The sequence below is a fragment of the Aquabacterium sp. genome, assembly GCF_016234775.1.
In the GTDB taxonomy this organism is placed as follows: Bacteria; Pseudomonadota; Gammaproteobacteria; order Burkholderiales; family Burkholderiaceae_C; genus Aquabacterium.
The window spans coordinates 13,368-39,744 of record NZ_JACRAH010000064.1; the positions used below are offsets into that span (position 1 = coordinate 13,368).

Consider the following 26,377-nt stretch of genomic DNA (forward strand, 5'->3'; position numbering starts at 1 on the left):
CCTGATTGACCGCCCGACAACCGACCTCGGAGACATCACATGCTCAAGCTCTACGGCTTCCCCTTGTCCAACTACTACAACAAGGTCAAGCTGATCTTGCTGGAAAAGGGCGTGCCCTTCGAAGAGGTGCTGGTCAGCTTTGGCGCCGAAGGCAAAGCGGGCAAATCGCCGCTGGGCAAGGTGCCTTACATCGAAACCGAGCAGGGCTTTCTGTGCGAGAGCCAGGCCATCGTCGATTACATCGAAGCGCGCTGGCCTGCTCCGGCGTTGATCCCGTCCGACCCCTGGCAGGCCGCCAAGGTGCGTGAACTGATCGCCTACTGTGACCTGCATGTGGAACTGTGCGGGCGCCAGCTCTATTCGCAAGCCTTTTTCGGTGGCACCTTGCCCGATAAGTTCATCGAACGCGTCAAGGGCGATCTGATCAAGAACCTGGCGGCGTTCAAGCAACTGGCTCAGTTTGCACCGTATGCGGCTGGCGACACGTTCACCATGGCCGATTGCGCCGTGTACGTGAGCCTGCCTTTGACTGCATTGGCCAGCAAGATCGTGTGTGGCGAGGACCTGGTGGCAGCAGCCGGCATCGATTGGAAGGCTTACGTGAAGCTGATCGAAGCGCGCCCGACGGCTCAGAAAGTCGCCGCGGATAGAAAGGCTGATCAGGCACGCGCGATGGCCGCCAACAGGCCCAAGGCCGACGCTCAGTAGTCAGCACGTGCCATTTCAGCCTGGCTGTGATACAAAATGCAGCACGGGCACAGCTTGGCTTGATCCAGTGCATGAGGCCCGCCTGACAATCCAGGAGGTGTTCATGCGTGAGGCTGTACTGGCCCGGCACCATGTGACCAGCATGGGCAATGGGCAAGCTGTGATCGTGTTGGCTCATGGCTTCGGGTGCGACCAGCGCATGTGGCGTCATGTCGCGCCCGAACTGGCGCGCGACCACCGCGTCGTCTTGTTCGACCATGTCGGTGTTGGCCGCTCTGACGCATCAGCCTGGCGACCGGAGCGCTACGCCAGCCTGTCGGACTACGGACGCGACGTCATCGAGATCATCGAATCGCTCCAGTGCGGACCGGTGGTGTTTGTGGGGCACTCGGTCAGTGGTTCGATCGGCATGCTGGCGGCCATCGCTCGGCCAGACTTGTTCGAGTATCTTGTGATGCTCTGCCCCAACCCTTGTTTCATCAACGATCCCCCCTATGAGGGCGGCTTCGAGCGGGCCGACGTCATGGACCTGCTGGAGTTGATGGACCGCAACATGAGCGCCTGGGCCAACTTCTTTGCCCCTGTGGCCATGAAGAACGATGACCGTCCGGAGTTGCGGCAGGAGTTGCAGGACAGCCTGTGCGCGGGCGATCCTGTTATCGTCAGGCACTTTGCGCAATTGGTCTTCCTGGCCGATGTGCGCGCCGAATTGCCGAAACTGCGCGTGCCCTCCCTGATCCTGCAAGGCGGTGATGACAGCGTGGCGCCCTTGTCTGTGGGCGACTACCTGCATCAGCAACTTGCCCAATCGACACTCAGGCGCATGGCTGCGCCTGGTCATTGCCCACACATGAGCCATCCGCATGAAACCGTGGCCTTGATACGCGAGTACCTCGCAGACAGGTATGCCGGCAAACAGCTTTGATGACTTGCCTGTCGCTGTGGCCGTGGTCAATGACGATGGCCTGTTGATCGAGGCCAATGTCGCACTGGCTCAGGTGCTCGTACGCGATCAGGCCAGTCTGCGAGGGCAGGTGATCGGGCTTGTGCTGACGCGCGCCGCTGCACTGCTTTACCACTCCTACATCTTTCCGATCTTGAAAGTGTCCGGAGAAGTCCACGAGGTGGCCATTCAGCTGCAGGATGCGCGAGGCCGGCGTGTGGATGCCCTGCTCAGCGCGAATCGTCAAGAGCACGAAGGCCAGGGACTGGTGCGCTGTGTGTTCATGCGTTTGCAGGAGCGTGGGCGATTGGAGTACCAGTTGCTGACCGCCAAACGCGCTGCTGACGAAGCGCCGGGTCTGTTGTTTCAGCTGTGTCGAGCCGGCGATGGGCACACCTGGTTTTCGTACGTGACCGATGCGGCGCGGCGCATCTTTCAGATCTCGCCATCTCAAGCGCTGGAAGATGTGAAGGCGGCCTGGCGCCAGATTCATCCGGATGATCTGGTGACCGTGCTGCAGACCTTGGACTTGTCTGCCGCCTCGCTGGATCCCTGGCTTTGCGAGTTCCGTGTCTGCTTGGGTGACACACCGGTGTGGCGGGAAGTTCACGCCACACCTCACAAGGAGGTGGATGGCACGGTGGTCTGGAACGGTTTCATTGCCGACACCACCGAGCGCCGGACCATGGAAGCCGGCTTGCGCGAAAAGGCCGCCGCAGAGCGCGCGAACAAGGCCAAGAGCGAGTTCATGGCCAGCATGAGCCATGAATTGCGCACGCCACTCAATGGCATTCTGGGATTTTCCCGGCTGCTTCAGATGCAGGATGCGAGCAATCTGCGTGCGGACCAGCAGCGCAAGCTGGGGCACATCGAAACAGCCGGACAAAGCTTGCTGAGGCTGATCAACGAGTTGCTGGAGGTGTCGCGCATCGAGGCTGGCGCCATCAAGCTGCACATCGCACCGGTGGTGCTGGCGCCTGTTCTCTCGGAGACCGTGGCCCTGGCTGAACCACTGGCCGCGCCACGTGGCGCACGGCTCACCTGCGTGGGGGACCCTTCGCTGGCCGTGCAGGCCGACGGTCACCGGCTAGGTCAGATCCTGTTGAACCTGGTGAGCAACGCCATCAAGTACGGACCGGCGGGCGGCATTGTGACGGTCCAGGTGGAGCAGGTCGGTGACGCAGATCCTATGGTCGAAGTGGCGGTGCAGGATCAGGGCCCTGGCCTGACGCTAGCCCAGCAGGCGCAGCTGTTTCAGGCCTTCAATCGCCTGGGGGCCGAGCGCAGTCAGATAGAGGGCGTGGGGCTGGGCCTGGTGATCACGCGCGGCCTGGTCGAATTGATGGGCGGGCAACTGTGCGTTCACAGTGAGCCGGGGCAAGGGGCCCGGTTCGCGGTGAGGTTGCCGCGCGCCGTCGTGCGCGATGAGGGCGGCCAGTGTCTGGATGGGTTGCAGGTCGTTTTGCCGCAAACCACGCCGGCATCGTCCTGTGAACGGCCGATGTCGCGCCATCGTGTGCTGTACGTCGAGGACAACGCGATCAGCGCTTTGCTCATGCTGTCGGTGTTCGAGCATTCGCCAGACTTCGAGTTGCAGGTGGAGGATTCGGGCGAGAAGGCCCTGGCCGCCGTGCGTCAGGGCCCGTGGCCTTCTGCACTGTTGCTGGACATGCACCTCGCCGACATGGATGGCCTGACCTTGTTGCAACACCTGCGTCAGCAGCCTGGATGGGCCGGGCAGCCCATCGTGGCCGTATCGGCCGATGCCATGCCTGACGACATCCATCGCGCCATGCGGGCGGGCTTCGCTGACTACTGGACCAAGCCCATCGACATCACCCAGGTTCAGCCTGCCTTGAAGCGTTTGTTGAGCGCAAGCGCCCAGTGACGGCACAATGTCGGTTTGACGAGACGATTTCAGCGCCCGAACCACCATGACTTCTGCCCTGCACACCTCCGCCCTGACTTCCCTGCCTCTCCTTGCCCGAGGCAAGGTGCGCGACAACTACGCCGTGGGCGATGACCGGATCCTGATGGTGGCCTCCGACCGCATCAGCGCGTTCGACGTGATCATGGGCGAGCCCATTCCAGGCAAGGGCGCGCTGCTGACCAAGATGGCGCTGTTCTGGTTCGAATTGCTCAAGGACGTGGCCCCCAACCACCTGACGGGCGAAGATCCTGTCAGCGTGGTGACGCCCGCCGAGCGCGCCCAGGTTGAAGGCCGCGCCATGCTGGTCAAGAAGCTCAAGCCTCTGCCCGTTGAAGCGGTCGTGCGCGGTTATCTGGCTGGCAGCGGCTGGAAGGAGTACCAGGACAACGGTGAAGTCTGCGGTGTGAAACTGCCTGCCGGATTGCAAAACGCCAGCAAGCTGCCTGAGCCCATCTTCACGCCTGCCACCAAGGCCGATGTGGGCGACCACGACGAGAACATCAGCTACGACAAGATGGCCCTGATCATCGGTGCCGACATGGCGGCGCAAGTGCGCGAACTGGCCATCAAGCTCTACAAGAAGGCCGCCGACTACGCGCTGACCAAGGGCATCATCATTGCCGACACCAAGTTCGAGTTCGGTCTGGATGCCAACGGCACACTGACCGTGATGGACGAGGTGCTGACGCCTGATTCGTCACGTTTCTGGCCTGTGGAAGGCTATGAGGCCGCATTCAAGGCCGGCGCCAACCCGCCCAGCTATGACAAGCAGTTCGTGCGCGACTGGCTGGAGCAGGCCACCGTCAATGGTCAGCCCTGGGACAAGACCGCACCGTCGCCGGCCTTGCCGCAAAGCGTGATCGACAACACGTCGGCCAAGTATCAGGAAGCGCTGACGCGCCTGACCGGCCAGTGATGACGCAGGGCTGGGCGGACTGGGCCGTCCGTCAGCCCGGGCGCTCGTCACAGGCAAAGAAAAAGGGCACCCTTGCGGATGCCCTTTTTTTTGGCCCAGCGGCTTGATGCCCGCGTGGGTGCCGTATCAGTTGGCCTTGCGGCGACGTGCCAGCATGCCAATGACGCCCAGACCGGCGAAAGCCAGTGCGATGGATTCGGGTTCAGGCACGGCACCGGTCACGCCCAGGTCACCGTAGTAGCTGCCACCAGCTTTGCCAATGGCATGACCCTTCAGGGTGATGGTGTAGTCGCCAGCGACCAGGTTCGAGAAGCCGAACGAAGCTTGCATGCCGTTGGAAGAAATCACGCCCGTGCCGGCGAACAGTTCGGGGCTGATCAGGGTGATGGAGTCAAAAGCCACGCCCTTGAGCAGCACGTTGCCGGCGGCGTTGTACAGTGGGTCGGAGACCACGCTGAAGCTCACGTCGCTCAGTGCGTCCAGGTGGAAGCTGTAGAAGTCCTTGAACGTTTTGGTGGCGTCAACCTTGCGGGTTTCGACTTGGAAGAACGAGAAGGCCGGATCGTCGCCGCTGACTTCCAGCGTGGCGTTGACGTTGACCGTGGCCGGGTTGGCGGCCATCACGGCAGAGCTGGCTGCCAGGGCCGCCAATGCGGCGGCAAATTTCAGTTTCATGTAAAGGGCTCCAATTGACGGTACTTGGGCCCGTCAACAACTTGTTTCATGAGCGTGAACAGTGTCACAGGCAACCGGCTGCATTTTTGCGGATCACCATGACACTGTCACCCCACGGCTGCGGGGGGCGTAGGCCCTTCGGATGAGGGTAATCCCGTATTACAAGGGATTTGCGTCCGGTATTGCGTGCGCTGCAGCGAGCGTTTGCGCCAGCTCAGGAGAGGCTGCCCACTCCTTGATCATCTGCGCCGCATCGCCCACGCCGATTTTCTTCAAGGACGAGAACAGGGCGATGCCGATGTCGGCTTCTTCGGTGGCCAGGTTGGCCAGCACGTCCTGCGCTTGTCGAAGTGCTTCGGCGCCTTCCTTGCGATTGAGCTTGTCAGCCTTGGTCAGCAAGACCAGCAGCTTGACTTCACCATTGCGCACACGTGGTGTGACGAACTCCAGCAAGTTGAGATCGAGTTCAGTGAAACCGTGGCGTGAATCCACCATTTGCACCACGGCGGTGAGGTTGCGTCGCAGGGCCAGGTAGTTGGCCATCACTTCCTGCCAGCGCAGTTTGGCCGAGCGCTCCACGGCTGCGTAGCCGTAGCCGGGCAAGTCGGTCCAGACTTGATTGGGGGCCGCCTTGGGGCCAACCTGGAACAGGTTGATGTGCTGGGTGCGGCCCGGCGTCTTGGAGGCGAACGCCAGTTGGCGCTGCTGGGCCAGCGTGTTGATCGCGGTGGATTTGCCGGCGTTGGACCGACCCACGAAGGCCACTTCCGGCAGTTCGGTCACGGGCAACTGGTTCAGTTGGGCCGCTGTGGTGAAAAAACGAGCCGAATGGGCCCAGGCCAGGGCCTCCTTGGCCGGGTCAGCCACCTTGGCTGGCGTGGTGTTGGCAGGAGTGGAAGCCCCAGGATTTGCATCCTTCTGGGGACGCTTTGGTCGGGTTGCGCTTGGACGGGTCATAGGACATTGTAAAATCTCTCGGTTTATCTGCCTAATCAACTCACAGCCCACCACGCCATGAAGCGCTTTTTCAACCTGATCGCCCTTGCCACAGTGGCCCTGTCCCTGTCGGGCGTGGCCCACAGCTCGGAAACCAAAGCCGCTGCCAAGCCTGACCTGGCTGCCGGGGAAGCCAAGGCAACGACCGTCTGTGCTGCCTGCCACGCGGCAGACGGTTCGCGCGGCATGCCGACCTACCCGAATCTGCAAGGTCAGCACCCTGAATACCTGGTCAAGCAATTGACCGAGTTCAAGGAAGGCAAGCGCAAGAACGCCATCATGAACGGCATGGCTGCTGCCTTGACGCCTGAAGACATGCGCAATGTATCTGCCTTCTACGCCACGAAGGCAGCCAAGGCTGGCACCGCCAAGAATCCTGCGCTGGTGGCTGCTGGCGAGCGCATCTACCGCGGTGGCATTGCCAAGAAAAGCGTGCCTGCCTGTGCTGGTTGCCACAGCCCCAATGGTGCTGGCATCCCGGCGCAGTACCCGCGTCTGGCTGGTCAGCATGGCGACTACATCAAGGCTCAGCTGGTAGCCTTCCGTCAAGGCGAACGTACCAACAACGCCCAGATGATCAGTATCGCCGCCAACCTGAGCGACAAGGAAATCGAAGCGCTGGCCGATTACATCGCCGGTCTGCGTTGATCGCTTTGCCGGCGTGCTGTCAGGGTGCGTCGGTCCTCATTGCCAAGGCGGGACGCCCCTTACGGGCTGACCGCCTTTTGCTTTCCTGGGCTCCGCGTTTTCACCAGTGGAAGAGGTCGCGTGCACGACTTTTCAGTGCGGCGCGCCTCGGTATAGTGGCCCCTTGCCAGATCAGAACCTATGACCGCTGCAGTTGTTCCCCCCGGTGAGCCGGTGCCTTCGAGCCCACAGCGCCCTCAACGCGAGCTTGGGCGTGAGTTGCTGGAGTTGCTGGCCTCCATGCGTTTTGCCATTGCGTTGCTGACGGTGATCTGCATCGCATCGGCCATTGGCACGGTGGTCAAGCAGGGGGAGCCTTTCGTCAATTACGTGGATCAGTTCGGGCCTTTCTGGGCCGAGATCTTTGGCGCACTGGGGCTGTACCGTGTGTATGGCACCTATTGGTTTCTGGTGATACTGGCGTTTCTGGTCATCTCCACCAGCCTGTGCATTGCGCGCAATACACCCAAAATTCTGGCTGACTGGCGCACACACAAGGAATACATCCGCGAGAAGGCCCTGCAGGCGTTCCCACACAAAGCAGCGGGCCTCATCGCCACACCCCTGGAGCCCGTGCGCGAACACGTGGTCCAGTTGCTGGCGCTGCAGGGCTGGTCGGTCAAGACGCAGCAGCGCGAGGCGTCGGCCAAGGGTGAGGCCGGCTTCATGATCGCGGCCCGCCTGGGTGCGGTCAACAAACTGGGCTACATCGCCGCGCACTCTGCCATCGTGCTGGTGTGCCTGGGCGGTTTGTTCGATGGCGATCTGATCGTCAAAGGTCAAGCCTGGTTGCAGGATCTCAAACCTTTTAAAGGTGGTGTGGAAACCGAGCACAGCCGCCTCAATGAAAACAACCCGGCCTACCGGGCGCAGTTGTTCGTGCCTGAGGGCCAGCGCACCAATGCGGCCGTGATCACGATGGAGCAGGGCATGCTGGTGCAACCGCTGCCTTTTGACATCGAGCTCAAGAAGTTCACGGTCGACTACTACAGCACGGGCATGCCCAAGCGCTTTGCCAGTGACATCGTCATCCATGATCCCAAGGCCAAGGCTGCCAAGGCGTTCACGGTCGAAGTCAATCATCCGGTCACCTATGGCGGTGTCACCATCTTTCAATCCAGCTTTGAGGATGGCGGCTCGATCGTGCACCTCAAGCCGCACAACCTGACCGGTACCCATGATCAAGGCGTGCAGGCGGTGGATGGTGTGGTGGGCGGCGAGCCGCGGCAATTGCTGGGCACCACGGCCAATGGGCAGACGGCCACGGACCTGCGCCTGGAGGTGACCGGTCTGCGCGTGATCAACGTCGAGGACCTGAGCACGGCCCAACGCGGCCGTGAGGGAGCTTCTGCCGAGGGCACGGACGTGCGTGGTGTGAACCTGGGCGAGTTGAGCAAGCATCTGGGCTCGGGCGCCAAGCCCCCGGGCGACAAGAAGCTGATCAACATCGGCCCCTCGGTGACTTACAAGCTGCGTGACGCGGCCGGTCAGGCGCGCGAGTTCCAGAACTACATGGCCCCTGTGCAACTGGATGGTCAGGCGATCTTCCTGTGGGGGGTGCGTGACAGCCTCGCGGAAGGCTTCCGTTATCTGCGTGTACCCGCTGACGAGAACATGAGCATGCAGGGCTGGATGCGTTTGCGCCAGGCTTTGAACGATGCGCAAGCGCGCACCGAGGCTGCGCAACGATTTGGCAAAGGCGCAGCTCCGGCTGACAAGCCCGAGTTGCAGCAACAACTCACCACTTCTGCGCAACGTTCGCTGGATCTGTTTGCAGGTGCTGTGCAACTCAAACCCGAGAGCGGTGAGCCTTTGCCAGCTGGTGTGAGCGATGGCGGCCTGCAGGCCTTGTCCAACTTCATCGAGCAGGTGGTGCCCGCTGACCAGCGAGAGCACACCTCGGCCACCTTGATCCGCATCCTCAATGGCGCGATGTTCGAATTGTGGAACATCAGCCGTGAGCGCGCGGGCCTGAGCAAACAGTCGCCCGAGCAGGAGTCGGCACGGGCCTTCATGACGCAGGCGGTGCTGTCGATTTCGGATTCGATGTTCTATCCCGCGCCCATGATCCTGACGCTGGAAGGCTTCGAGCAGAAGCAGGCCAGCGTGTTCCAGGTCACGCGCACCCCTGGTCGCAACGTGGTCTATCTGGGCTGCGTGCTGCTGATCATTGGCGTTTTCTCGATGCTTTACATCCGTGAGCGTCGTGTGTGGGTCTGGCTGCAGGATGATGGCCAGGGCGGCACGCGTGTGAGCATGGCCTTGTCGTCCACACGCCAGACACTGGATACCGATCGTGAGTTCAATCGCCTGCGTGACGAGGTGTTGGGCCCCCAGAGCCAAGACAGATGATTTGCAAGGATGCATGAGATGAGCAGCACCTCGACTTCCACACAGGCCCCCATGGGCGCGCCTTCGATGGTGCAGCGCCCCTGGACGGACTGGCTTTTCGCGCTGGCCATCGTGGTCACGGGCGTGTGGGGCTTCACCTCCTTCGGCGATGCCATGGATGTGTATGAAAAGGGCATCCTGGCGGTGGCCATCCCCAGCCTGATCGGCCTGGGCTGGTTCTGGCGGCCCTTGCGTGCGCTGATGTTGTTGTCTGGCCTGACGGCGTGGGGTGCGGCGGCCCTGTACATGCGGGCTACGGATGATTACGGCGCGGATCTGGCCAAGGCCGATCAGGTGTTCTGGTTGAAGTACATGTTGTCCAGCCAGAGCGCGATTCTGTGGATGAGCGTGCTGTTCTTCATGAGCACCTTGTTCTACTGGATCGGCGTGGCCACGCGCAGCGATACGGGGGCTCGTCTGGGCGCGCGCATTGCCTGGGCGGGCGTGTTCATGGCGGTGACGGGCACGCTGGTGCGCTGGTTCGAAAGCCACCAGATCGGGCCTGATATCGGCCACATCCCGGTGAGTAATCTGTACGAAGTGTTCGTGCTGTTTGCCTGGTTGACGACCATCTTCTGGCTCTATTACGAAGACCGCTTTGCCCGCATGGGGCAGTCGCTGGGCTCTTTGGGGGCCTTTGTGATGCTGGTGGTCAGCGCCTCAGTGGGTTTCCTGCTCTGGTATGCCATGGCGCGTGGTGCCAGCGAGATCCAACCCCTGGTGCCCGCTTTGCAAAGCTGGTGGATGAAGATCCACGTGCCCGCCAATTTCGTGGGTTATGGCACTTTTGCCCTGTCGGCCATGGTGGCGCTGGCCTACCTGCTCAAGACGGCCGAGAAGGCTGCGCTGTGGAAGGGCCTGGTGGGTCTGCCTGTTGTCTTCGTTGGCTTGCCCCTGCTGGGCTTTGCGCTCTTTGGTGACCTGTCGGCCGACAACATGGCGGCCGTGAGCAAGGCCGGGCGCATGCTGGGTGGGCTGGTGGTGTTCCATGCGCTGGTGATCCTGGCGCGTGACTGGATCAACGAACGCACGCCCGCGCCGGAGGTGGCCGATGACGTGATGTACAAGGCCATTGCCGTTGGCTTTGCCTTCTTCACGATCGCCACCATACTGGGCGCTTTCTGGGCAGCCGAGGCCTGGGGCGGCTACTGGAGTTGGGACCCGAAGGAAACCTGGGCCCTGATCGTCTGGTTGAACTACGCGGCCTGGCTGCACATGCGCCTCATGAAGGGCTTGCGCGGTACCTTTGCGGCCTGGTGGGCATTGGTGGGATTGGTCGTCACGACCTTTGCCTTCCTGGGCGTCAACATGTTCCTGTCTGGCCTGCACTCTTACGGCCAGCTCTGAGCTGCTTTGAAAGGCTGCCTGCATGCGTGAATGGATTACGCCCGATGTGTTGGCGATGTTGCGAGCCGATCCCTGGTTCGGCAGCGTGCCCAAGGACTTTGAGCGCGACCTGCTGAGCCTGGCCACGCCACGTCGGCTCAAGCATGGCGAGCACCTGTTCTTTCGTGGTGATGCGCCCGATGGCCTGTACGCCATTCTGGAGGGCACCCTGCGCGTGTCCGGTGTGACCGAAGCGGGTAAGGAGGCCATCCTGTCGCTGGTGGACGCGCCCAGTTGGTTTGGTGAAATCGCTTTGTTCGATCGCCTGCCGCGCACCCACAACGCCGTCGCTGAGGGCGCCGTCAAGTTGCTGCACATTCCGCAACAAGACCTGCTGACCTTGCTGGGGCGTGCGCCGCATTACTGGCGTGAGCTGGGCGTGTTGATGGCGTTGCGCTTGCGCCTGACCTTCATCAGCATGGAAGACCTGGCCTTGCTGCCGGCAGAGGCTCGCCTTGCACGGCGCCTGGTGTGGCTGGTCGAAGCCTCGGCGCTGACGCCCAGCGAGGGCGTGTGTGTGGTGCCCATCAGCCAGACGCAACTGGGCTTGATGTTGTCCCTGTCTCGCCAGACGACCAACCAGGTGTTGCAGAGCTTGCAGGATCAGGGCGTGCTGCGCGTGGCCTATGGCCGCATCGAAGTGCTGGATCGTCAGCGGCTCATGGAAGTCGCCAGCGTGTCCACCAATGAAAAGCGCATCCTCAGCCAGTTGCAAGGCGCGGGCCCCAAGGGCCGGGCGTCCGATCAGGGCTGAGGCTACGGTCTTTCCCTTGAATGTCGTGGCGCTGACAGGGTGAAGGGGCCGATGTCGGCATGATCCGCCCCATGGCGAATTTGTCTGCGGCTCACCGCGAACTCCTGCTCACTGACATCTGGTTGTCTCAAGTGCCTTCTGCGTTGGCGGAGGCCTTGATGTCGCACGGCATGCTCAAGACGCTGCGTGATGGCGAAACCTTGTTCTTGCGTGGCGAGCCCGTGGATGGCTTGTATGCCGTGCTGGAAGGCAGTTTGCACATCACGGGCGTGACGCGGGATGGCCGGGAGGCCATGTTGTCGCTGATCGAGCCACCCATGTGGTTTGGCGAAATCGCCTTGTTCGATCGCCTGCCGCGCACCCACGATGCCGTGGCCGTGGGTGCGACCTCCTTGCTGTTCGTACCCTTGGGGGCGCTGGACGCCATGCTCGACGATGAGCCCTTGTGGTGGCGCCATTTCGGCAAGCTGATGGCCTTCAAGGTGCGCATGGCCTTCATCGCGCTGGAGGACTTGTCCATCGTGCAGCCGGCAGAGCGTCTGGCGCGGCGCCTGGTCTGGTTGACCTATTGCGCAGTGACCGGTGGCGAGGTAGGGCGCTGCAAACTCACGATCAAGCAGACCCAGCTGGCACTGATGATGGCCTTGTCTCGCCAGACGGTGAACCAGTTGCTGCGGGCCCTGGAGGAGCGCGGCATCATCCGCCTGTCATATGGCTTGATCGAGGTGCTGGACTTGGCGGCCTTGGTGGATGCCGCGACGCTCACGCCGATAGAACGACGCATGCTGGAACGTGCGGGGTTTTTTCCTGCCAGCGAGGGCTGAGGTCTTTCCCTGATTTGTCGTGGCCCTGACATGGATGTCAGCCGACCTTGGCGAACATGGCGCCATCGTTCATTGGCAAGACTTGTTCGAGGAGATGACCATGGCCAGACAACATCGATACACAAGGGGGCTCGCCAGCCCCTCATGGGCACCCGCACTGGGTGCCATCGCCTTGGCGGCGCAATGGGTGAGTGCCCAGGCTGCCCCCGCTTTTCCCAATCAGGAAACCATCTGCAGCTTCAATGCCGCGCGTGAACAGCAGCGTGCCGCATCGGCGCAGAACTTCGGCACGCCCGTGGTGTCGCAGATGCTGGTCAATGGTGCCCTGGTGTGGACGGCCGGCGCCAACAATGTGGCGCCTACACTCAAGCCTGGTGACACCGTTACGCTGAACGGTAGTGGTTTTGGCCAAGGCACGAACATCGACTTCAGCAAGATCATGATCGGCAATGCCCGTGTGCTGGAGACCGATCTCGTGATGTACGAGCAGAAGCTCGACATCATCTCCACGGCCAACTACGAGACGGGCGTGGTGCGCAGCAGCTGGCCCAAGGATGTGCTGGCCTGGTCTGACACGCAGGTGCAGTTCCGTGTGCCGCCCCATGCCAGCAAGGGCCCCTTGAAGCTGCAGGTGCAAAAGCGCACCGGCTACAACAATTCGCTGACCAAGTCAGGGCCGCACAATATCATTGACGCCCAGGTCTACCGCGTGCCGGCGCCCGCCAACCCCAATTGCGATGTGGTGTCGACCTTGTCCGAGCAGACCAAGGCCATCACCCCGATTGAAGTGGCGGTGAGCAATCCGAGCTTCGCCGCGATGGTCAAGCTGGGGCGCCAGATGTTCTGGTCGTATGACTACAACCTGGGTCTGAGCCACAAGTTCAAGAACCTGGACTGGGACAAGATCCTCAACTACAAGACCACGGATCCGTACACACGCAAGGCGGCTGATCCACTGGCGCTGTTTGGTGCCTACAAGATCAATCCGAGTGAAGTGCCGGCCGAGGCCTATACCGATGTGTACTTCAAGCCCTATCCGCAAACCAACCCGACGCCTGGCTTGCTGGCACTTGGCCCGCAACTGACGGAGGGCAATACCAGCTCGACCGGCTGGGTAGGCTACCGCAAGGCCGAGTCCAACCATCCGCTACTGGGCAAGGGTGCCTGGGCCGGGTTTAACTGCGCCTCCTGTCACGGCTATCGCATCAGCTATGACAAGGGCGGCAGCACGGTCACCAAGGTTTTCCCCGGCCTGCCCAACCCTGGCTGGACGATGAAGTGGGCCGTGCTGGGTGACAAGATCGGGCAGACCACCGCCAATTTCGCCTACATCTCCGAGATGGAGGAGGGCCCCAGCTGGAATCCGGGCTCCAAGAAAGTAGACAAGACGGCCTTGCTCTACCACATGCCTGCCGGTGCGGCCGAGGCCACGATCACGCGTACCGCTCACGAAGGCACGCTGTACGACAACGACTACATCTTCTCGCCGATCGCGATTCCTAACGTCACCTTCCACTTGCCGATTCGCCGCTCGCTGTCGCACACCGAGTCGTACGTGGGCTTCGAGGGTTCCTACATCCATGCCCAGGAGCCCGATGGCGCCATGGGTTCGACGGACGCCAATTCGCTGAAGGCGCTGACGGCCTACATGTCGACGCTGGACGAGAACGACGACGATCTGCGCAATGCGGGCATGTTCCGCTGGCTCAAGTCCAACGGCAAGCTGGCCCAGACCGGCGGAACCGGCACAACCGAAGGCAGCTTCGTGCAGAACGGCTGGAAGGCTTATCCAGGGGTGAGCGGCGCGGTGGCGCAAGGCAAGCTCACGTATGACCAGAACTGCGCGAGCTGCCACTCGGACAAGGTAGGCGCCAACACCAACGAGCGCATGATTCCGCTCAATCAGGTGGGCCGCTTCTTCGCGCCGACGGACTTCCAGGTCAAGCAGCAATCCATCCGTGCCACCTATTTGCGTGATCTGTACTGGGTGACCTCACGCGGCTTGCTCAGCGATGGCCATGTGCGCAACCTGGAGGACCTGGTGCACCCGGATCGCTGCGCGGAAGGTACGGCGCTGTACAACCAGTACTACACGCTGCACGCACCGGTGCGCCCTGCGCCCGGTACGGCGGATCAGCCCACCCCGGTGCCCGATCTGAACCGCAAGGGCGATGTATTCCGCGTGCCCAAGGCCAAGCAGATCAACATCTTCGATGTGACCTCGCCCGCCCGCAACCTGTTCGTGGAGCGCCACAAGTACTTCACGGTGCCTTCGTTCGACGCGAACAACTACTACTGGGATTTCCAGAAGATGCGCAAGGAGTTCGGGCCTGAAATGGGTGCTTCCGGCCCCATCGGCATGCCGGCTTCGCCGCACCCTTGGTGTGCCAAGTCCAGCTCGGAGGTCTCCAATCTGGTGCAGTACTTGCTGACGCTGTAAGGCGCGGCCTGGCCCAGGCTTGTGCGCGCACAGTGTGCATGGCTGGCCTGGTCTTTGCTGTCACTGGGGGGCAGTGGTCTGCTCTCTCCTTTGGCGCCAATGGATATTGGTGTGATGGCGTCTTGATGCCGCTGGCTTGTTGGCCAGCGGCATTTTTTTCTCGACGGTTAAATGCGTGGCGGCTGGAGAAAGCGTGAAAAGTGGACGCTGGGGGCTCAAGAATGCACAGGATGGCGACGATAAGTCGATATCAGCCATCAGCCCAGTCGACGAGGTCCACCATGTTTTATGTTTTGCGCGATGCAGCCGGTCAGATCCGCAGCCTGCACCGGGATCCGGTCGTTGGCGCGCAAACCCTGCCTGAAGACCACCCCGAAGTGCGTCAGTTCATGGGGCTCGACGGCGATGCGCAGCAGTTCGCGTCTTTGGACGCCAGTTTCCTGCGCGTGTTGGAAGACCTGATTGATGCGCTCATTCGCCGCAACGTCCTGTGCATCACGGATCTGCCCATGGAAGCCCAGCTCAAGCTGTTTGACCGCAAGCATTTCCGTGAGGGGGCGCACTCGCATTCGCTTGATCTGTTCAATCCGAATGCACCTCGCAGCGTGGAGTCCAACACGGTGATTGCCGAGTGGCATGACCTGCCGGAATAACCCGGGCGTTGTCATTGGAGCGCCATCAAGCGCGGGTTAATCCAACACCCGGTGCGACAGCGCCGGCAACTGCGTGCGCAGTGTGATCTGGTGGGGTTTGCTCAATTCGGCCAACACCACGCCGGGGCCCTCTTGCGTCTGCATGGCCAGCACCTGCCCCCATGGCTCGATGACCACTGAGTGGCCAAAGGTGCGCCGGCTGTTTTCGTGCAGGCCGCCCTGGGCCGGCGCCAGGACATGGCAGAGGTTTTCCACCGCGCGGGCGCGCAGCAGCAATTCCCAGTGCGCCTTGCCCGTGGTATCGGTGAACGCCGCCGGCAGCACAATCAGGTCCAGCGGTTTGCGTGCACCCAAGGTACGGAACAACTCTGGAAAGCGCAGGTCATAACAAACGCTCAGGCCGATGTGCCAGGACTCCCCCTGTTTGTCCGTCATCTCGAAGGACACGGGCTGTGAGCCCGGCGTCAGTGAGGCGGCTTCGTCATAGCGGCGTTGGCCATCGTCGAAGCAGAACAGGTGGATCTTGTCGTAGCGGGCCACACGTTCGCCTTGTGGGTTGAATACCAGCACCGTGTTGAAGACGCGTTCGGGTTCGTGGCTGAGGATGGGCAAGGTGCCGCCGATCAGCCACACGCCGTGTTCACGCGCCCCCTGGGCCAGCATGTGCTGCATGGGGGCGGTGCTCGGGTCAGGGTGCAGGGCATCGGCCAGGGGTTCGGCAATGCGCAGCTTGTCCTGGTCATGCAAGCCCATCAGGCAGAAGTACTCGGGCAGGGCGACCAGTTCGGCGCCGGCCCGGGCAGCCTCCGCGATCAAGGCGCGGGCTTGTGCGAGGTTGTCGTCCACACGCGGGGTGGACACCATTTGCAGTGCAGCAACTTTCATGTGATCTGGGCTAACAAAAAGCCTGACTGTAAGGGTGTGGCGCAAGACGGTGTGCGCCTTGCCTTATGCTTGCTCCCATCATGGCTGAACACGACGCAAACGCGCAAGCCGAAAACCTGTCGGCAGGCACCCCTCCCGCTCAACGGCTCGAATGGGCCGAGCAGATCCACGACGCGGCCCGTCGCGGCGTGTGCTTGCGCGTGCGTGGTGGCGGCAGCAAGGATCACCTGGGCGATATCGCGCAGGGTGAGTTGCTGGACACACGCAGCTGGCAGGGGATTGAATCGTACGAACCCAGTGAACTGGTGATGAAGGTGCGGGCCGGTACGACCTTGCGCGAAGTCGAAGCCGTGCTGGCCGACAAGGGGCAGCATCTGGCTTTCGAGCCACCGCGGTATGGCTTTGCCGCCACACAGGCTGGCGAGTCCACCATCGGTGGCGTGGTGGCCAGTGGCCTGAGCGGGCCAGCGCGCGTGTCCCGAGGTGCGGTGCGTGATCACGTGCTGGGCTGTTCCGTGCTGACCGGGCGTGGCGAGTTGCTGCGCTTCGGTGGCGCAGTGATGAAGAACGTCGCCGGCTTCGATCTGTCTCGGTTGATGGCGGGCTCCATGGGCACGCTGGGCGTGCTGGTGGATGTCACGCTCAAGGTGATGCCGCAGCCCATGGTGTCGGCCACGATGCGATTCGAGGTGAGCGAGGCCGAGGCCCTGGCGCAAATCAACAAGTGGGCGGCGCAGCCTTTGCCGATTGACGCGTCCGCCTGGTGGGATGGCACCTTGCTGGTTCGCTTGCGCGGCGCTCGGGCGGCCGTGGCCAGCGCCGTGCAGGGCATGTACCGCGAACGCCGCGGTGAACTGCTGGCGCCGCCAGTCGCGGAGGCGTTCTGGCAGGGCGTGCGCGATCACACTGACGAGTTCTTCGTGCGTGCTCGCCAGGCCGTGATGCAGGCCGGTCAGCATGGCGTGACCTTGTGGCGCATCTCGGTGCCGCCCACCACCGCCCCCCTGGGGCTGCATGGCGAGTTGCTGGCCGAGTGGTTTGGTGGCCTGCGTTGGGTGTGCACGCCAGCGCCTGCTGCCGCCGTTCAAGAGGTGGTTTCGAAAGCAGGCGGGCATGCGCAGGCCTTTCTGTCACTGAGCCATGGTGCCCTGGTGGCCGCTTCGGCCTGGTCGCCTGTGCAGCGGCGCCTGCACGAGCAGGTGCAAAAAGCCTTTGATCCTCATGGTGTGTTCGACACGGGCCGCCTGTGGCCGCGTTGCGCAGATTGATCCTTTCTCAACATGCAGACCCAGCTCGCTCCCCAACACCAGACCACACCGGAAGGCCTCAAGGCTCAGGAGGTGCTGCGCCAGTGTGTGCACTGCGGTTTCTGCAATGCCACGTGCCCCACTTACCGTCTGACCGGCAATGAGCTGGATGGGCCGCGCGGCCGCATCTACCTGATGAAGCAGGTGTTCGAAGGTCAGACACCGACGCGCACCACGCAGGAGCACCTGGATCACTGCATCGGCTGCCGTCATTGCGAAAGCACCTGTCCATCCGGCGTGCAGTATCACGAACTGTTGGCCGTGGGGCAGCCCGTGGTCGATGCGCAGGTGGCGCGCCCCTGGCGCGAGCGCGTCTTGCGATGGGGGCTGATCAAGCTCATGCCATCGCCCTGGTTCACGCCGGCGCTCAAGCTGGGGCAGGCGGTGCGCCCCTTGTTGCCATCGGCCTTGCGCGAGTACGTGCCTGCGCGCGCACCGCTGGCGCCACCGGCTTGGCCTGATCCCAAGAAGAGCCTGCACGCCAGGCGGGTGTTGCTGCTCAAGGGCTGCGTTCAGCCGGGCTTGAGGCCTCACATCGATGCCTCAACGGCGCGCGTGCTGGATGCCATCGGCATTCGCGCCGTGGTGGCGTCGGCGTCCACCTGTTGTGGCGCGGTGCAAGGCCACATGGGGGACCTGGATGGCGCGAAGGACAGGGCGCGGCGCAACATCGATGCCTGGTGGCCTTTCGTCGAGTCGCCTACGCCGGTTGAAGCGTTGCTGATCAATGCGTCCGGTTGTGGTGCCTGGGTCAAGGATTACGGTGGCCTGTTGGCCGATGACCCGGCTTATGCCGACAAGGCCAGGCGTGTCGCAGAACTGGCACGGGATCCCGGCGAGATGCTGGCCAATTGGATGCCTTTGCTCAAACGCAAGCTGGGCAAGCGTGCTCAGGCCGGGCTGGGGGCGGTGACCTTTCACCCGCCTTGCAGCCTGAGCCATGCACAAAAGCTCAGCAGTGCGGCCAAGCCCGGGCCAATCGAATCCGGCTTGAGGGAGTTGGGCTTCGAGGTCAAGCTGGCTGTGCAGGACAGCCACCAGTGCTGTGGCGCAGGTGGTGCCTACAGCGTGCTGCAGCCCGAAATGTCACGGCAACTGCGCGACCTCAAGCTCAAGTCCTTGAAGGCAACCGAGCCGCATCTGATTGCCAGCGCCAACATCGGTTGTATCGTGCATCTGCAGTCCGGCACCGATACACCGGTCAAGCACTGGCTGGAAGTGCTGGATGAGGCCTTGACGCGGTAAGCGGGGTTGCCGTGTATGGCGCGCTCATTGCGCGCTGTCCAATGGCGTGTTGTCGAACACCACCTCCACACGTGTGCGTGACTTGACCTGCTGCCCCTCGAGCTGCCCCGGTGAAAATGTAGCGGTCATGAATGCTGCGCGTGCTGCCTGTACGTATGCCGGCGGCATGTCGTTGTCATCGGCTTCGATGTGGCGCACGTGGCCGCTCTCATCAATGTACAGCGAGAGCACCACCACGCGGCGTGCCGGTTCTTTGTCTCCTTCGGGGGGGGCAATCAGGATTGGCACCCGTGGAATGGGGGCTACGCTCAATTGTGGCCGAGGTATGTATTCGGCATAGGGCTTGGGCGGCAATGGCGATGTGTCCGTGTCCAATGCCTGTGCGGGATCGCTGGATTGATCGGGCGGAGGCTCATCCGTCGTGGCCATGTCGGCCTCATCGTGTGGGGGCTCGGTGAGGTCTGGCTCTTGTGCCGGCGCTTCGGGTTGCGGCGTCGGCGTGAGGTGTGTGGCGGGCGCGGCAGACCCCCAGGCCATGGTGCGGACCTGCATGCTGGGTGAACCAGGTGGCGCGCCGTTCTTTGGCCTGTGTTGGCCGGATGGCTGCAGCCCTGTCAGTACCAGCGCATGGGCTGCTACCGACAGGCTCACGCACAGCATGGCTGGGGAGCCCCATGCTGGCTTGAGCCATGTTGTCGAGGTCATGAGCGTGCCTGACGCTGGTGGCGATGAATTCAATCCACCAGTTCGCGCCAGGAAGTCCGGTGGGCATTGCCGGAGCCGCCTGGGGGCGCGGTCTGGGGCGTTTCCGTGACGATGGATCCGTCGCTGTTCTGGTAGATGACGCGCACGTTGCCGTTGATGTCCTTCACCCAACTGTCGCCGACGATCAGGGAGTTGTCGCTCCAGCGGATGCCCACCGGGTTGCTGGTGACGGTGGAGCCCGAGCTGGCATTGAGGTAGTAACGCCAGGACTCACCGCCTGAGGCGCAGGCATCGCCGCTGGGGATGGCCGTGGCCAGCACCAGGGTGTTGAGCTGCAAGGTCATGTTGGTGAAGACGCGTTCCTTGCTGTGTGGCAAGTCAATCCACCAGCCGCCCTTGGTATTGAAGTCCACCAGATTGGTGGTGACCGATGCGGTGGTCGTGGTGGGCAGCGAGAAGCTTTGCTGTACGAAGCGACTTGCATCGGTGCGCACATCGCCCCAGCCCGTGTTGTTCAGGGGGTCCTTGATGGCGTAGATGCTTTGTTGTGTGGTGTCGGTGATGTCGTCGGTGCCCAGGTAGCGGCCTGTTGCCACGATCACCACGGGCTTGCCGGAGACGTCAACCGTCACAGGTATCGTGGTGATCGGTTGAGGGTGGGTGGCATCCACCTGCAGTGTGGCCAGCAGCAAGGCTGCTTGCTTGGGTTCGATCAGATCGTCAATATCAAAGCGCCAGACGTTACCCAGTTGATCGCCACCATAGTAGCGAAGCGAGGTGTTGTTGCTCGTGTCTTCCACCCATGCGTTGATCTTGGCCAGGCCGCTGGGGCTGCTGGCACTGCCCGCGCTGGTGATCAGATTCAGCAACACGGCGCCCGTGTTGGCATTGAGGATGTAGAGGTGTCCCTTGCCATCACCGGTGCTGTTGTTATAGCCCGACGTGACGGCGACCACCCAGGTGCCATCGGCACGCTTGCTGATGATGGGGTTACCGTAGGTCAGGCCCATATTGGCATCGGTGAACTCCCACAGCATGACTGGGCTGGTGGGGTTGGTGATGTCCAGCGCGTAATAGCTCTTGCCGCCTTTGTTGAGGCCGCCAACCAGAATGGTCTTCCAGGTGCTGCCCACCTTGATGTCGCCAATCACGGGGGCGCCATCCACATAGTACTGGTGGTTGTTGGCGTAATTGGTATTGGCCAACTGGTACAGGTTGGGCATGACAGCGCTGGGGATGAAGGCCCACAATTCGCTGCCGCCGTCGGTTGAGTCTGCCGAGAAGGCATGCAACATGCCGTCATTGGCGGCCACATACACCACGGGTTTGCGGTTGGCTTGGGCTGCAACGAAGTCAGCGTAGCCGGTATCGCCGTAGGAGAACGGTGGTTTGGCCACGTGAACAGGGGCGCCGTTGATGATGTCACCCAGCACGTGCGCCCGCTGGCGGAACAAGGGGGACATGGCCGTCGTGCCGGTGCCGGTCGCCGATTCATAGGTTCGATCACCCCGGAGGTAGTTCACCAGCTTGCTGCCGTCATTGGCCGCGGTGAGCTCCGTGGCGGACAGCGTGGCGCATTGCGCAACTTTGGTGCTGGGTGAACAGAGGTTGTCGAAATAGCCCTTCTGGGTGGCCGTCAAGTTGGCGTAGGTAAAGGCGCTCAGGCCGGAGCTGCTCTTGAAGTAGATGAGGCGCGTGGAGGCGGCCTTGGCATCCAGCAGGGTCTTGGCTGACCATGATGCGGTGGAGGCGATGGAGGCGTCGGCGCCATCCATCGCAAAGGCCTCCAGATCGCCAAACCACGAACTGGTGGTGTAGCTGGCCCGGAAGACCTGGTTGTTGTTGCCACTGACCAGCTCCAGCGTGCTGGTGGACGCCGCGGACGCTGCGCCAAGGGTCTCGCCTACGGAGTTGATCACGCTGCTGATGGCGCGATTCAGGTCGTCCGCACTTTGGGCGGAATAGTAGTTGCCGCGTCCGTTGATGGCGGCATGCCAGAGGTCGTCAATGTTGACCGCATCACCATTGCCCGAGCTGGTGTTGCCGGGGTCGGGCCACCGGATGGCGCCACTGGTCAGCGAGTTCAGGGTGGTGGTGGTGTAGGGCAAGGTGCCCTTGAGACCCAGACCAATGGTGAAGGTGTTCATGTGCTGCGGCATGGTCGTGCTGGTCCCCTCACGCACGATGTTGCTGCACACATCTTGAGACGAGCCTGAGGACGTCGATGAGCAGTTGCCCAAGGTGCTGGTGCGCAGGTCGGTCTTGTAGTAGTACTCGGCCACGTCCGCCAGGGTGTTGCTGATGCCGCCTGTCGTCGACGGCGTGATGACCTCGGTGCTGTTGAGCGTGGTGACCTCTGGTGTGCTGTAGCTGTAGGTCAGTGTGGAGGGCGTCCAGCTGCTCGTCCAGCTGGATTGGATGACGGGTGCGGTCTTGACGACGGTGCCGGGCAGTGTGGAGTCATTGGGCAGTGTCACGCAGTTGTTGGACGATGAGCCACCTGTAAACGTGGAATCGTTCGTAGGCTCGGGGCCGGTGGCTGCAAAGGTCTGCGCTGCGCCATTGTTGCTCCAACTGCTGTAGGTGTAGCCCGTGCTTGGCGCCCGCGTGGGGCCGGATGTGACCGTGCCGTCCGTCGTGACGGTGGTGAGCGTATACGAGGCCTGGCTCGTTTGTTGCGTCACGAAGTACTGTGTCTTGCTTTGCGTGAACTGGCGTGCCGTCAGTTTGGTGGTTCTGTATTTGCCACCCCAGCAGCCACCCGTATTGGGCGAGCTGGCGTAGGTGGTTTCGTCACGCTTCCAGGTTTGTGTCTTGGTCTGGGTGTTGGATGTTTGCGTGCGCGTGGCGGGTGTGTTGCTCGGGGTCGCATAAGTGACCACCTTGGTGGAGACGCTTTGCGAGGAGTCCCGCATGGGGCGATCTTCGGTGGCGTCTTGCTGGCCTACCTCGGTGCTGCCATTGAGTTGCATACCCTTGGAGCCGTTCCAGTAGCCGTCGGTTGACAGCAGGGTGTAGTTGCGCTGGCAGGCGTATTGCATGGGGTCATAGGTCTGCCCCGTCACCTTCTTGGCGAAGTAGCGCCCCGCTTTGGACAAGGCTGATCGCAAGGGCGTACTGCCATTGGGATTGACGCTGTAGAGGCTGCTGTAAACGTTGGTCTTCTGGCTGGCGTCAAAGTCCTTGATGTCTCGGAAATAGTTGGTGCCGTCGACGGCGCCGGTGTCACTGATGGTGCTGAAGCCCACGCGGTACTTGTCATCCAAGGGGGCCAGCGCACGGCCCATGGAGGTGCGCATCAGGGTGTAGCGATGGCGGTAGTACGAATACCAGTTGGCGTACTTTTGCGCGTCGGCGGACGTGCTGGTCATCGTCACTTTCTGGAAGCTGTTCTTGCCGTACGCATAGGGATCCGAGATCTCACTGGAGCACTCACGGTAGAAGTTGTTGTTCACCACCCCATCGGTGGTGTACTGCCAATCCATGCGGGTCTGAGTGCCCGTGTAGCGGTAGTAGTAAGCATTGGCCAGGTTGGTGGCAGTGCTGGAACTGCTGTAGCCATCGTCTTTGGCTGCGCCAAAGTTGGCGTTGTCATACGTTGTGACGCCGTCTGCCTTCAAGGGGGGCAGGTAGTCTTCGTTGGGGTCATAGGCCGTGCCGTTGCACTGCGAGGACCAATAGCCATACCAGTTTGTATAGGGCTCATCGGTTACCGTTGCAGAGCGGCCCAGGTCGTCAGGCATGTAGGTCCAGTTCATGGAGCCGGAGTTGTCCAGCACCACGAGCAGATTGGGCTTGGCTTGTACCGCCGAGCGCGTGGCCAGTGGTTGGTCGGCGATCTGGGTTTCGCCACCTTGCGTCAGGGGGGTGAACAATGCGGCGGCCACAGCCAGGCTCAGCTTGCAGCGGGCGCAGGCGGCAGGCGATGGCGAGCGAGTGAGGGAAGGCGTGTGCATGGTCATGGCGGCTACATCCTGTCTTGGCTCAAAGCGAGCAAGCTGCTTCAGAAATGAACGATCGTTTCGGTGAAGCTGGCCGTGTTGCGCGCGCCAAGTGCGCGCACCACAATGCGGTAATAAGGCCCTGCAGCGCTGGTGAAGCGTGTGTAGTTTGTATAGTCCACAGAGCCACGGCCTGTGGCGCTCGAATCACTCGACATCATGGGTTTTGCGCAATTGTTGGAAGGGTCCGTGCTGAAATCCCCAGCCTTTGAGCACAACCTGAAGATCACGTAGCGAGCCTGGTTGCCGTTGATGGTGCCTGCGCTGGCCGTCTTGATGGTGCAGCTGGCGTAAGTGCCTGATGTGGCAGAACTGCAGTTGTTGTCGTCCCAGTCAATGAGCTGGCGTGTGCTTGTTGTGAGTTGGTTGCCGGTTGCATCCACGGGTGCAGACGCCGTTACGCCATCCGAGGCGAACTCTTGGTTGCTGGCGTAATAGGCGTTGGCAATCACATTGGAATTCAAGGCCGTTTTGTTTTGCGTGAGCCATTGGATGGCTGCGCGTGATGCTTGCTCGGCCGAGGCTGTGGCGTCTTGCTTGAACCCGATGTTGCCCAGCAAGACAGTGCCAGTGTCCACGGCGCGAACCAGGCCCAAGGTGGCTACCAGCATGGCAACCAGGGTCAGCAAGGCAAACAGCAAGGCGGCGCCTCGCTGAGCGGGGCGGCGTGGTGACAGGGGGGGGGAGGGCTGCTTGATCATGATGTCGACCACTCAGGAGTTCCACAGAACGTTGCGCAATGGCACGATGGTTTCGTACACCTTGTAGCGGTAGTGCTGCCAGTCGGTGTCCTGGTTGACCTTCAGGGTGATGCACTTGCTGCCGCTGTTGCAAGTGGCCGTGGTGGTGCCGCTGACGCTGACGCTGGCGCCCACATCCCACAGCGGGGCGCTGGTGGTCACGGCGTCTTTTTCATAGTGTGCGGAGCGAGCCACCACGGCCAACCTGATGTTCTGCACCTTTTGCCAATCGGCCGCCGTGGTGGGTGTGGTGTTGTCGTACAGATCGATCACGCCATCACCGCTGGTGTCTTTGCCGTACATGGCTTGCAGGTTGACGATCTGCGGATAGAAGGGGCGTGTTTCCTGTGCGCCTGTGCTGGTTGACACCTCCATGGCCACCAGTTCGTTGGTTGCACTGACGGTGTAGGCGCGCACCACCATCGAGCCCATATTGAGCAAGTAGTCGTCCTTGGCATAACCCGCTGCCGGGAAGATGGCATTGACATTCCACTTCGATGTGCTTGTGCTGACATGGGGAATGCGGGTGGCACTGAGGGTGGTGCTGGCCGAACTGGTATCGGCTTGCACACTGAACACGGCGCAGTTGGTGGCGGCAGACTGAGTCTTTGGCACCGCAATCATCAGGTCGCCTGCCGATACACCCAAGGATGACGTGACCACGAAGTTGTTGCTGGATTGGGGGTGGTTTTCAGCGATCTTGATGGGGACCGATGAGCCACGCGTGCGAGCCAGCATGACCTGCACGGTGTCAGGGGCGCCTGAGGCGCCGTCGGTGATGACAACCGGTGCGAGGGTGTAGCTGTAGGTGGTGCTGGCGGCACTGAACTGCGTCAGAATCGTGCAACCCAGGGCGTCCGGGCTGGACAGGGCCCCGTAGCCTGCCATCTGGATGTCGCGCTGCAGCGCGAAGAGTGCCAGGGAGCCATTGATTTGAGCATCGCTGCCCATGGAAACCGCGCGGCGACGGTTCTCTGCTTGTACCGTGACTTGGGTGATGACGAGCACGGTCAGCAAGCCCAGCACCACGCCCACCATCAGTTCAACCAGGGTGAAGCCTTTTTGGAGTGTGTGCTTCATCATCAGTTCCCCGCGATCGTCGTGTGCGTCACGTACTGATGGGCACCGCCTGCCGGGGTGCTCCAGCCAATGGTGATCGTCACATTGTTGGTGCTGCTGTCAAAGGTCACGGCACCAGCGCCACCAGGCAGTTGCCGCGTGACCTTGCTTTGCCATTCCGCACAGCGGGTTTGACCGGCGCAACTGGTGCCGTTGTAGGTCGTGATGTTTTTCAGATCAGACCACATCTTGCCGATCAGCTCATTGGCCAGATAGGAGGCATCCGCGCGGATCTTGGCATCGGTCTGGGCGTTCACCATGGCGCCTTGCATGGTGACCATGGCGAGCACGCCCAGCGAGAACAACAGCATGGCCACCAGAGATTCAATCAAGGTGGCGCCGCGTTGCAGGCTGCGGGTGCCGCTGCGGGGCGATCGCCCATGAAGATGAGGTGTGAGCATGGTGCTGCCTCGCTTATTCGATGCCGTTTCCGTCGCTGTTCGGGCACTTACGCGGGTCCGAGGTATTGGTCACGTGTGTGTCACACATGCGTACCAGGCCTGCAGTCGAAATCGTGATGCGCAGCTTGCGGTAGTTGGTGTTACTGCTGTCGCTGCCGGTGATGTCGATTTTTCGAATGGCATCGGTATTCGTGATCTGGCCAAATCCGTTGAAGGTGACCCGTGTGCCCGCGGTGGTGTTGTCAGATTGAACGGTCGTCACGGTGGTGCGAGCGCTACTGTCACTGGCCGCACGGCCCGTGACGATCATGGGCGACGTGGTGGTCGATGGGGCGGCGTCGCAGTGGCCGCTTGGGTCGTTGACGCTGACCACCCAGGAGGCGCTGTCACCGTCCAAGGCGCAGCTGTTGTCCAGTCCGGCACCTTCGTTGGTGCTGACCAGCCAGAAGCTGACGTTCTGATTACGCCGAACGGCTTCAGCACGCGCGGTCTGCAGGCCATGTTGCAAGGACTCGCTGGCGTTGCGGATGCGGGTGTTGTCCAGCCAGCTGGTGATGTTGGGCACGGCGGTGAACAGCAGCAGGGCCATGATGGTGATGGTCACCGCCATCTCGATGATGGTGAAGCCTTGCTGGGTGGAGGTGAGTTTGTTGTTCATCTTGTTCTCCGGG

Annotated in this window: 22 protein-coding genes; 13 read left to right on the plus strand and 9 right to left on the minus strand. The window is 61.9% G+C overall.

All coding sequences use genetic code 11. The annotated features are described in order from the left end of the window. Positions 1-39 precede the first annotated feature (39 nt). From HY836_RS18135 to HY836_RS18150, 4 genes are all read left to right on the plus strand, one after another. Positions 40-708, plus strand: a complete 669-nt coding sequence (locus HY836_RS18135; protein ID WP_290679126.1) for a glutathione S-transferase — start codon at positions 40-42, stop codon at positions 706-708. A 103-nt stretch (positions 709-811) separates the two neighbouring features. Further along, positions 812-1,633, plus strand: coding sequence for an alpha/beta hydrolase (locus tag HY836_RS18140; protein WP_290679129.1), 822 nt, complete (start codon positions 812-814; stop codon positions 1,631-1,633). Beyond that, a complete protein-coding gene (locus tag HY836_RS18145) occupies positions 1,614-3,539 on the plus strand; it encodes an ATP-binding protein (RefSeq protein WP_290679132.1) in 1,926 nt (641 codons plus the stop codon). The genes HY836_RS18140 and HY836_RS18145 overlap by 20 nt, the downstream gene beginning before the upstream one ends. Before the next feature lie 46 nt (positions 3,540-3,585). After that, a complete protein-coding gene (locus tag HY836_RS18150) occupies positions 3,586-4,497 on the plus strand; it encodes a phosphoribosylaminoimidazolesuccinocarboxamide synthase (RefSeq protein ID WP_290679135.1) in 912 nt (303 codons plus the stop codon). Positions 4,498-4,623: 126 nt separating this feature from the next. On the opposite strand, the gene HY836_RS18155 is transcribed toward HY836_RS18150, so the two are convergent. Both HY836_RS18155 and yihA read right to left on the minus strand, forming a co-directional pair. Continuing rightward, positions 4,624-5,172: an FxDxF family PEP-CTERM protein gene (locus tag HY836_RS18155; protein ID WP_290679138.1), complete on the minus strand. Its 549-nt coding sequence runs from the start codon at positions 5,170-5,172 to the stop codon at positions 4,624-4,626. A gap of 159 nt (positions 5,173-5,331) precedes the next feature. Next, positions 5,332-6,039 carry a ribosome biogenesis GTP-binding protein YihA/YsxC gene (gene yihA, locus HY836_RS18160; RefSeq protein ID WP_290679141.1) on the minus strand — a complete coding sequence of 236 codons (708 nt, stop codon included), beginning with the start codon at positions 6,037-6,039 and terminating at the stop codon, positions 5,332-5,334. Between the two features lie 147 nt (positions 6,040-6,186). On the opposite strand from yihA, the gene HY836_RS18165 reads away from it, so the two are divergent. From HY836_RS18165 to HY836_RS18195, 7 genes are all read left to right on the plus strand, one after another. Beyond that, a complete protein-coding gene (locus HY836_RS18165; protein ID WP_290679144.1) occupies positions 6,187-6,816 on the plus strand; it encodes a c-type cytochrome in 630 nt (209 codons plus the stop codon). Between the two features lie 180 nt (positions 6,817-6,996). Further along, entirely contained in the window at positions 6,997-9,207 is a 2,211-nt protein-coding gene (locus HY836_RS18170; RefSeq protein WP_290679147.1) for a cytochrome c biogenesis protein ResB, read from the plus strand. Positions 9,208-9,225: 18 nt separating this feature from the next. After that, positions 9,226-10,593 carry a c-type cytochrome biogenesis protein CcsB gene (ccsB, locus tag HY836_RS18175; RefSeq protein WP_290679150.1) on the plus strand — a complete coding sequence of 456 codons (1,368 nt, stop codon included), beginning with the start codon at positions 9,226-9,228 and terminating at the stop codon, positions 10,591-10,593. Between the two features lie 22 nt (positions 10,594-10,615). Beyond that, a complete protein-coding gene (locus HY836_RS18180; RefSeq protein ID WP_290679153.1) occupies positions 10,616-11,386 on the plus strand; it encodes a Crp/Fnr family transcriptional regulator in 771 nt (256 codons plus the stop codon). A 71-nt stretch (positions 11,387-11,457) separates the two neighbouring features. Then, positions 11,458-12,210, plus strand: a complete 753-nt coding sequence (locus tag HY836_RS18185) for a Crp/Fnr family transcriptional regulator (RefSeq protein ID WP_290679156.1) — start codon at positions 11,458-11,460, stop codon at positions 12,208-12,210. Positions 12,211-12,310: 100 nt separating this feature from the next. Continuing rightward, positions 12,311-14,650 carry an IPT/TIG domain-containing protein gene (locus tag HY836_RS18190; RefSeq protein WP_290679159.1) on the plus strand — a complete coding sequence of 780 codons (2,340 nt, stop codon included), beginning with the start codon at positions 12,311-12,313 and terminating at the stop codon, positions 14,648-14,650. A gap of 281 nt (positions 14,651-14,931) precedes the next feature. Beyond that, complete coding sequence (locus tag HY836_RS18195) at positions 14,932-15,303, plus strand: hypothetical protein (protein ID WP_290679162.1); 372 nt, start codon at positions 14,932-14,934, stop codon at positions 15,301-15,303. A 36-nt stretch (positions 15,304-15,339) separates the two neighbouring features. Here the strand turns inward: HY836_RS18195 and HY836_RS18200 are convergent, their stop codons facing one another. Then, positions 15,340-16,188, minus strand: coding sequence for a carbon-nitrogen hydrolase family protein (locus tag HY836_RS18200; RefSeq protein WP_290679165.1), 849 nt, complete (start codon positions 16,186-16,188; stop codon positions 15,340-15,342). A gap of 80 nt (positions 16,189-16,268) precedes the next feature. Between HY836_RS18200 and glcE the strand changes: the two genes are divergently transcribed. Both glcE and glcF read left to right on the plus strand, forming a co-directional pair. Next, positions 16,269-17,456 carry a glycolate oxidase subunit GlcE gene (glcE, locus tag HY836_RS18205; RefSeq protein ID WP_290679168.1) on the plus strand — a complete coding sequence of 396 codons (1,188 nt, stop codon included), beginning with the start codon at positions 16,269-16,271 and terminating at the stop codon, positions 17,454-17,456. Between the two features lie 12 nt (positions 17,457-17,468). Next, entirely contained in the window at positions 17,469-18,740 is a 1,272-nt protein-coding gene (gene glcF / locus HY836_RS18210) for a glycolate oxidase subunit GlcF (protein WP_290679171.1), read from the plus strand. Positions 18,741-18,764: 24 nt separating this feature from the next. On the opposite strand, the gene HY836_RS18215 is transcribed toward glcF, so the two are convergent. From HY836_RS18215 to HY836_RS18240, 6 genes are read right to left on the minus strand one after another with little or no spacing between them, the layout of a single operon-like run. Next, positions 18,765-19,445, minus strand: coding sequence for a hypothetical protein (locus HY836_RS18215; protein ID WP_290679174.1), 681 nt, complete (start codon positions 19,443-19,445; stop codon positions 18,765-18,767). 29 nt (positions 19,446-19,474) lie between these two features. After that, a complete protein-coding gene (locus HY836_RS18220) occupies positions 19,475-23,407 on the minus strand; it encodes a PilC/PilY family type IV pilus protein (protein ID WP_290679177.1) in 3,933 nt (1,310 codons plus the stop codon). Between the two features lie 41 nt (positions 23,408-23,448). Next, entirely contained in the window at positions 23,449-24,147 is a 699-nt protein-coding gene (locus HY836_RS18225) for a pilus assembly protein PilX (RefSeq protein ID WP_290679180.1), read from the minus strand. A gap of 12 nt (positions 24,148-24,159) precedes the next feature. Then, positions 24,160-25,266, minus strand: coding sequence for a PilW family protein (locus HY836_RS18230; protein WP_290679183.1), 1,107 nt, complete (start codon positions 25,264-25,266; stop codon positions 24,160-24,162). A gap of 2 nt (positions 25,267-25,268) precedes the next feature. Then, entirely contained in the window at positions 25,269-25,706 is a 438-nt protein-coding gene (locus HY836_RS18235; protein WP_290679186.1) for a prepilin-type N-terminal cleavage/methylation domain-containing protein, read from the minus strand. Positions 25,707-25,719: 13 nt separating this feature from the next. After that, a complete protein-coding gene (locus HY836_RS18240; protein WP_290679189.1) occupies positions 25,720-26,364 on the minus strand; it encodes a GspH/FimT family pseudopilin in 645 nt (214 codons plus the stop codon). Between the last annotated feature and the right edge of the window lie 13 nt (positions 26,365-26,377).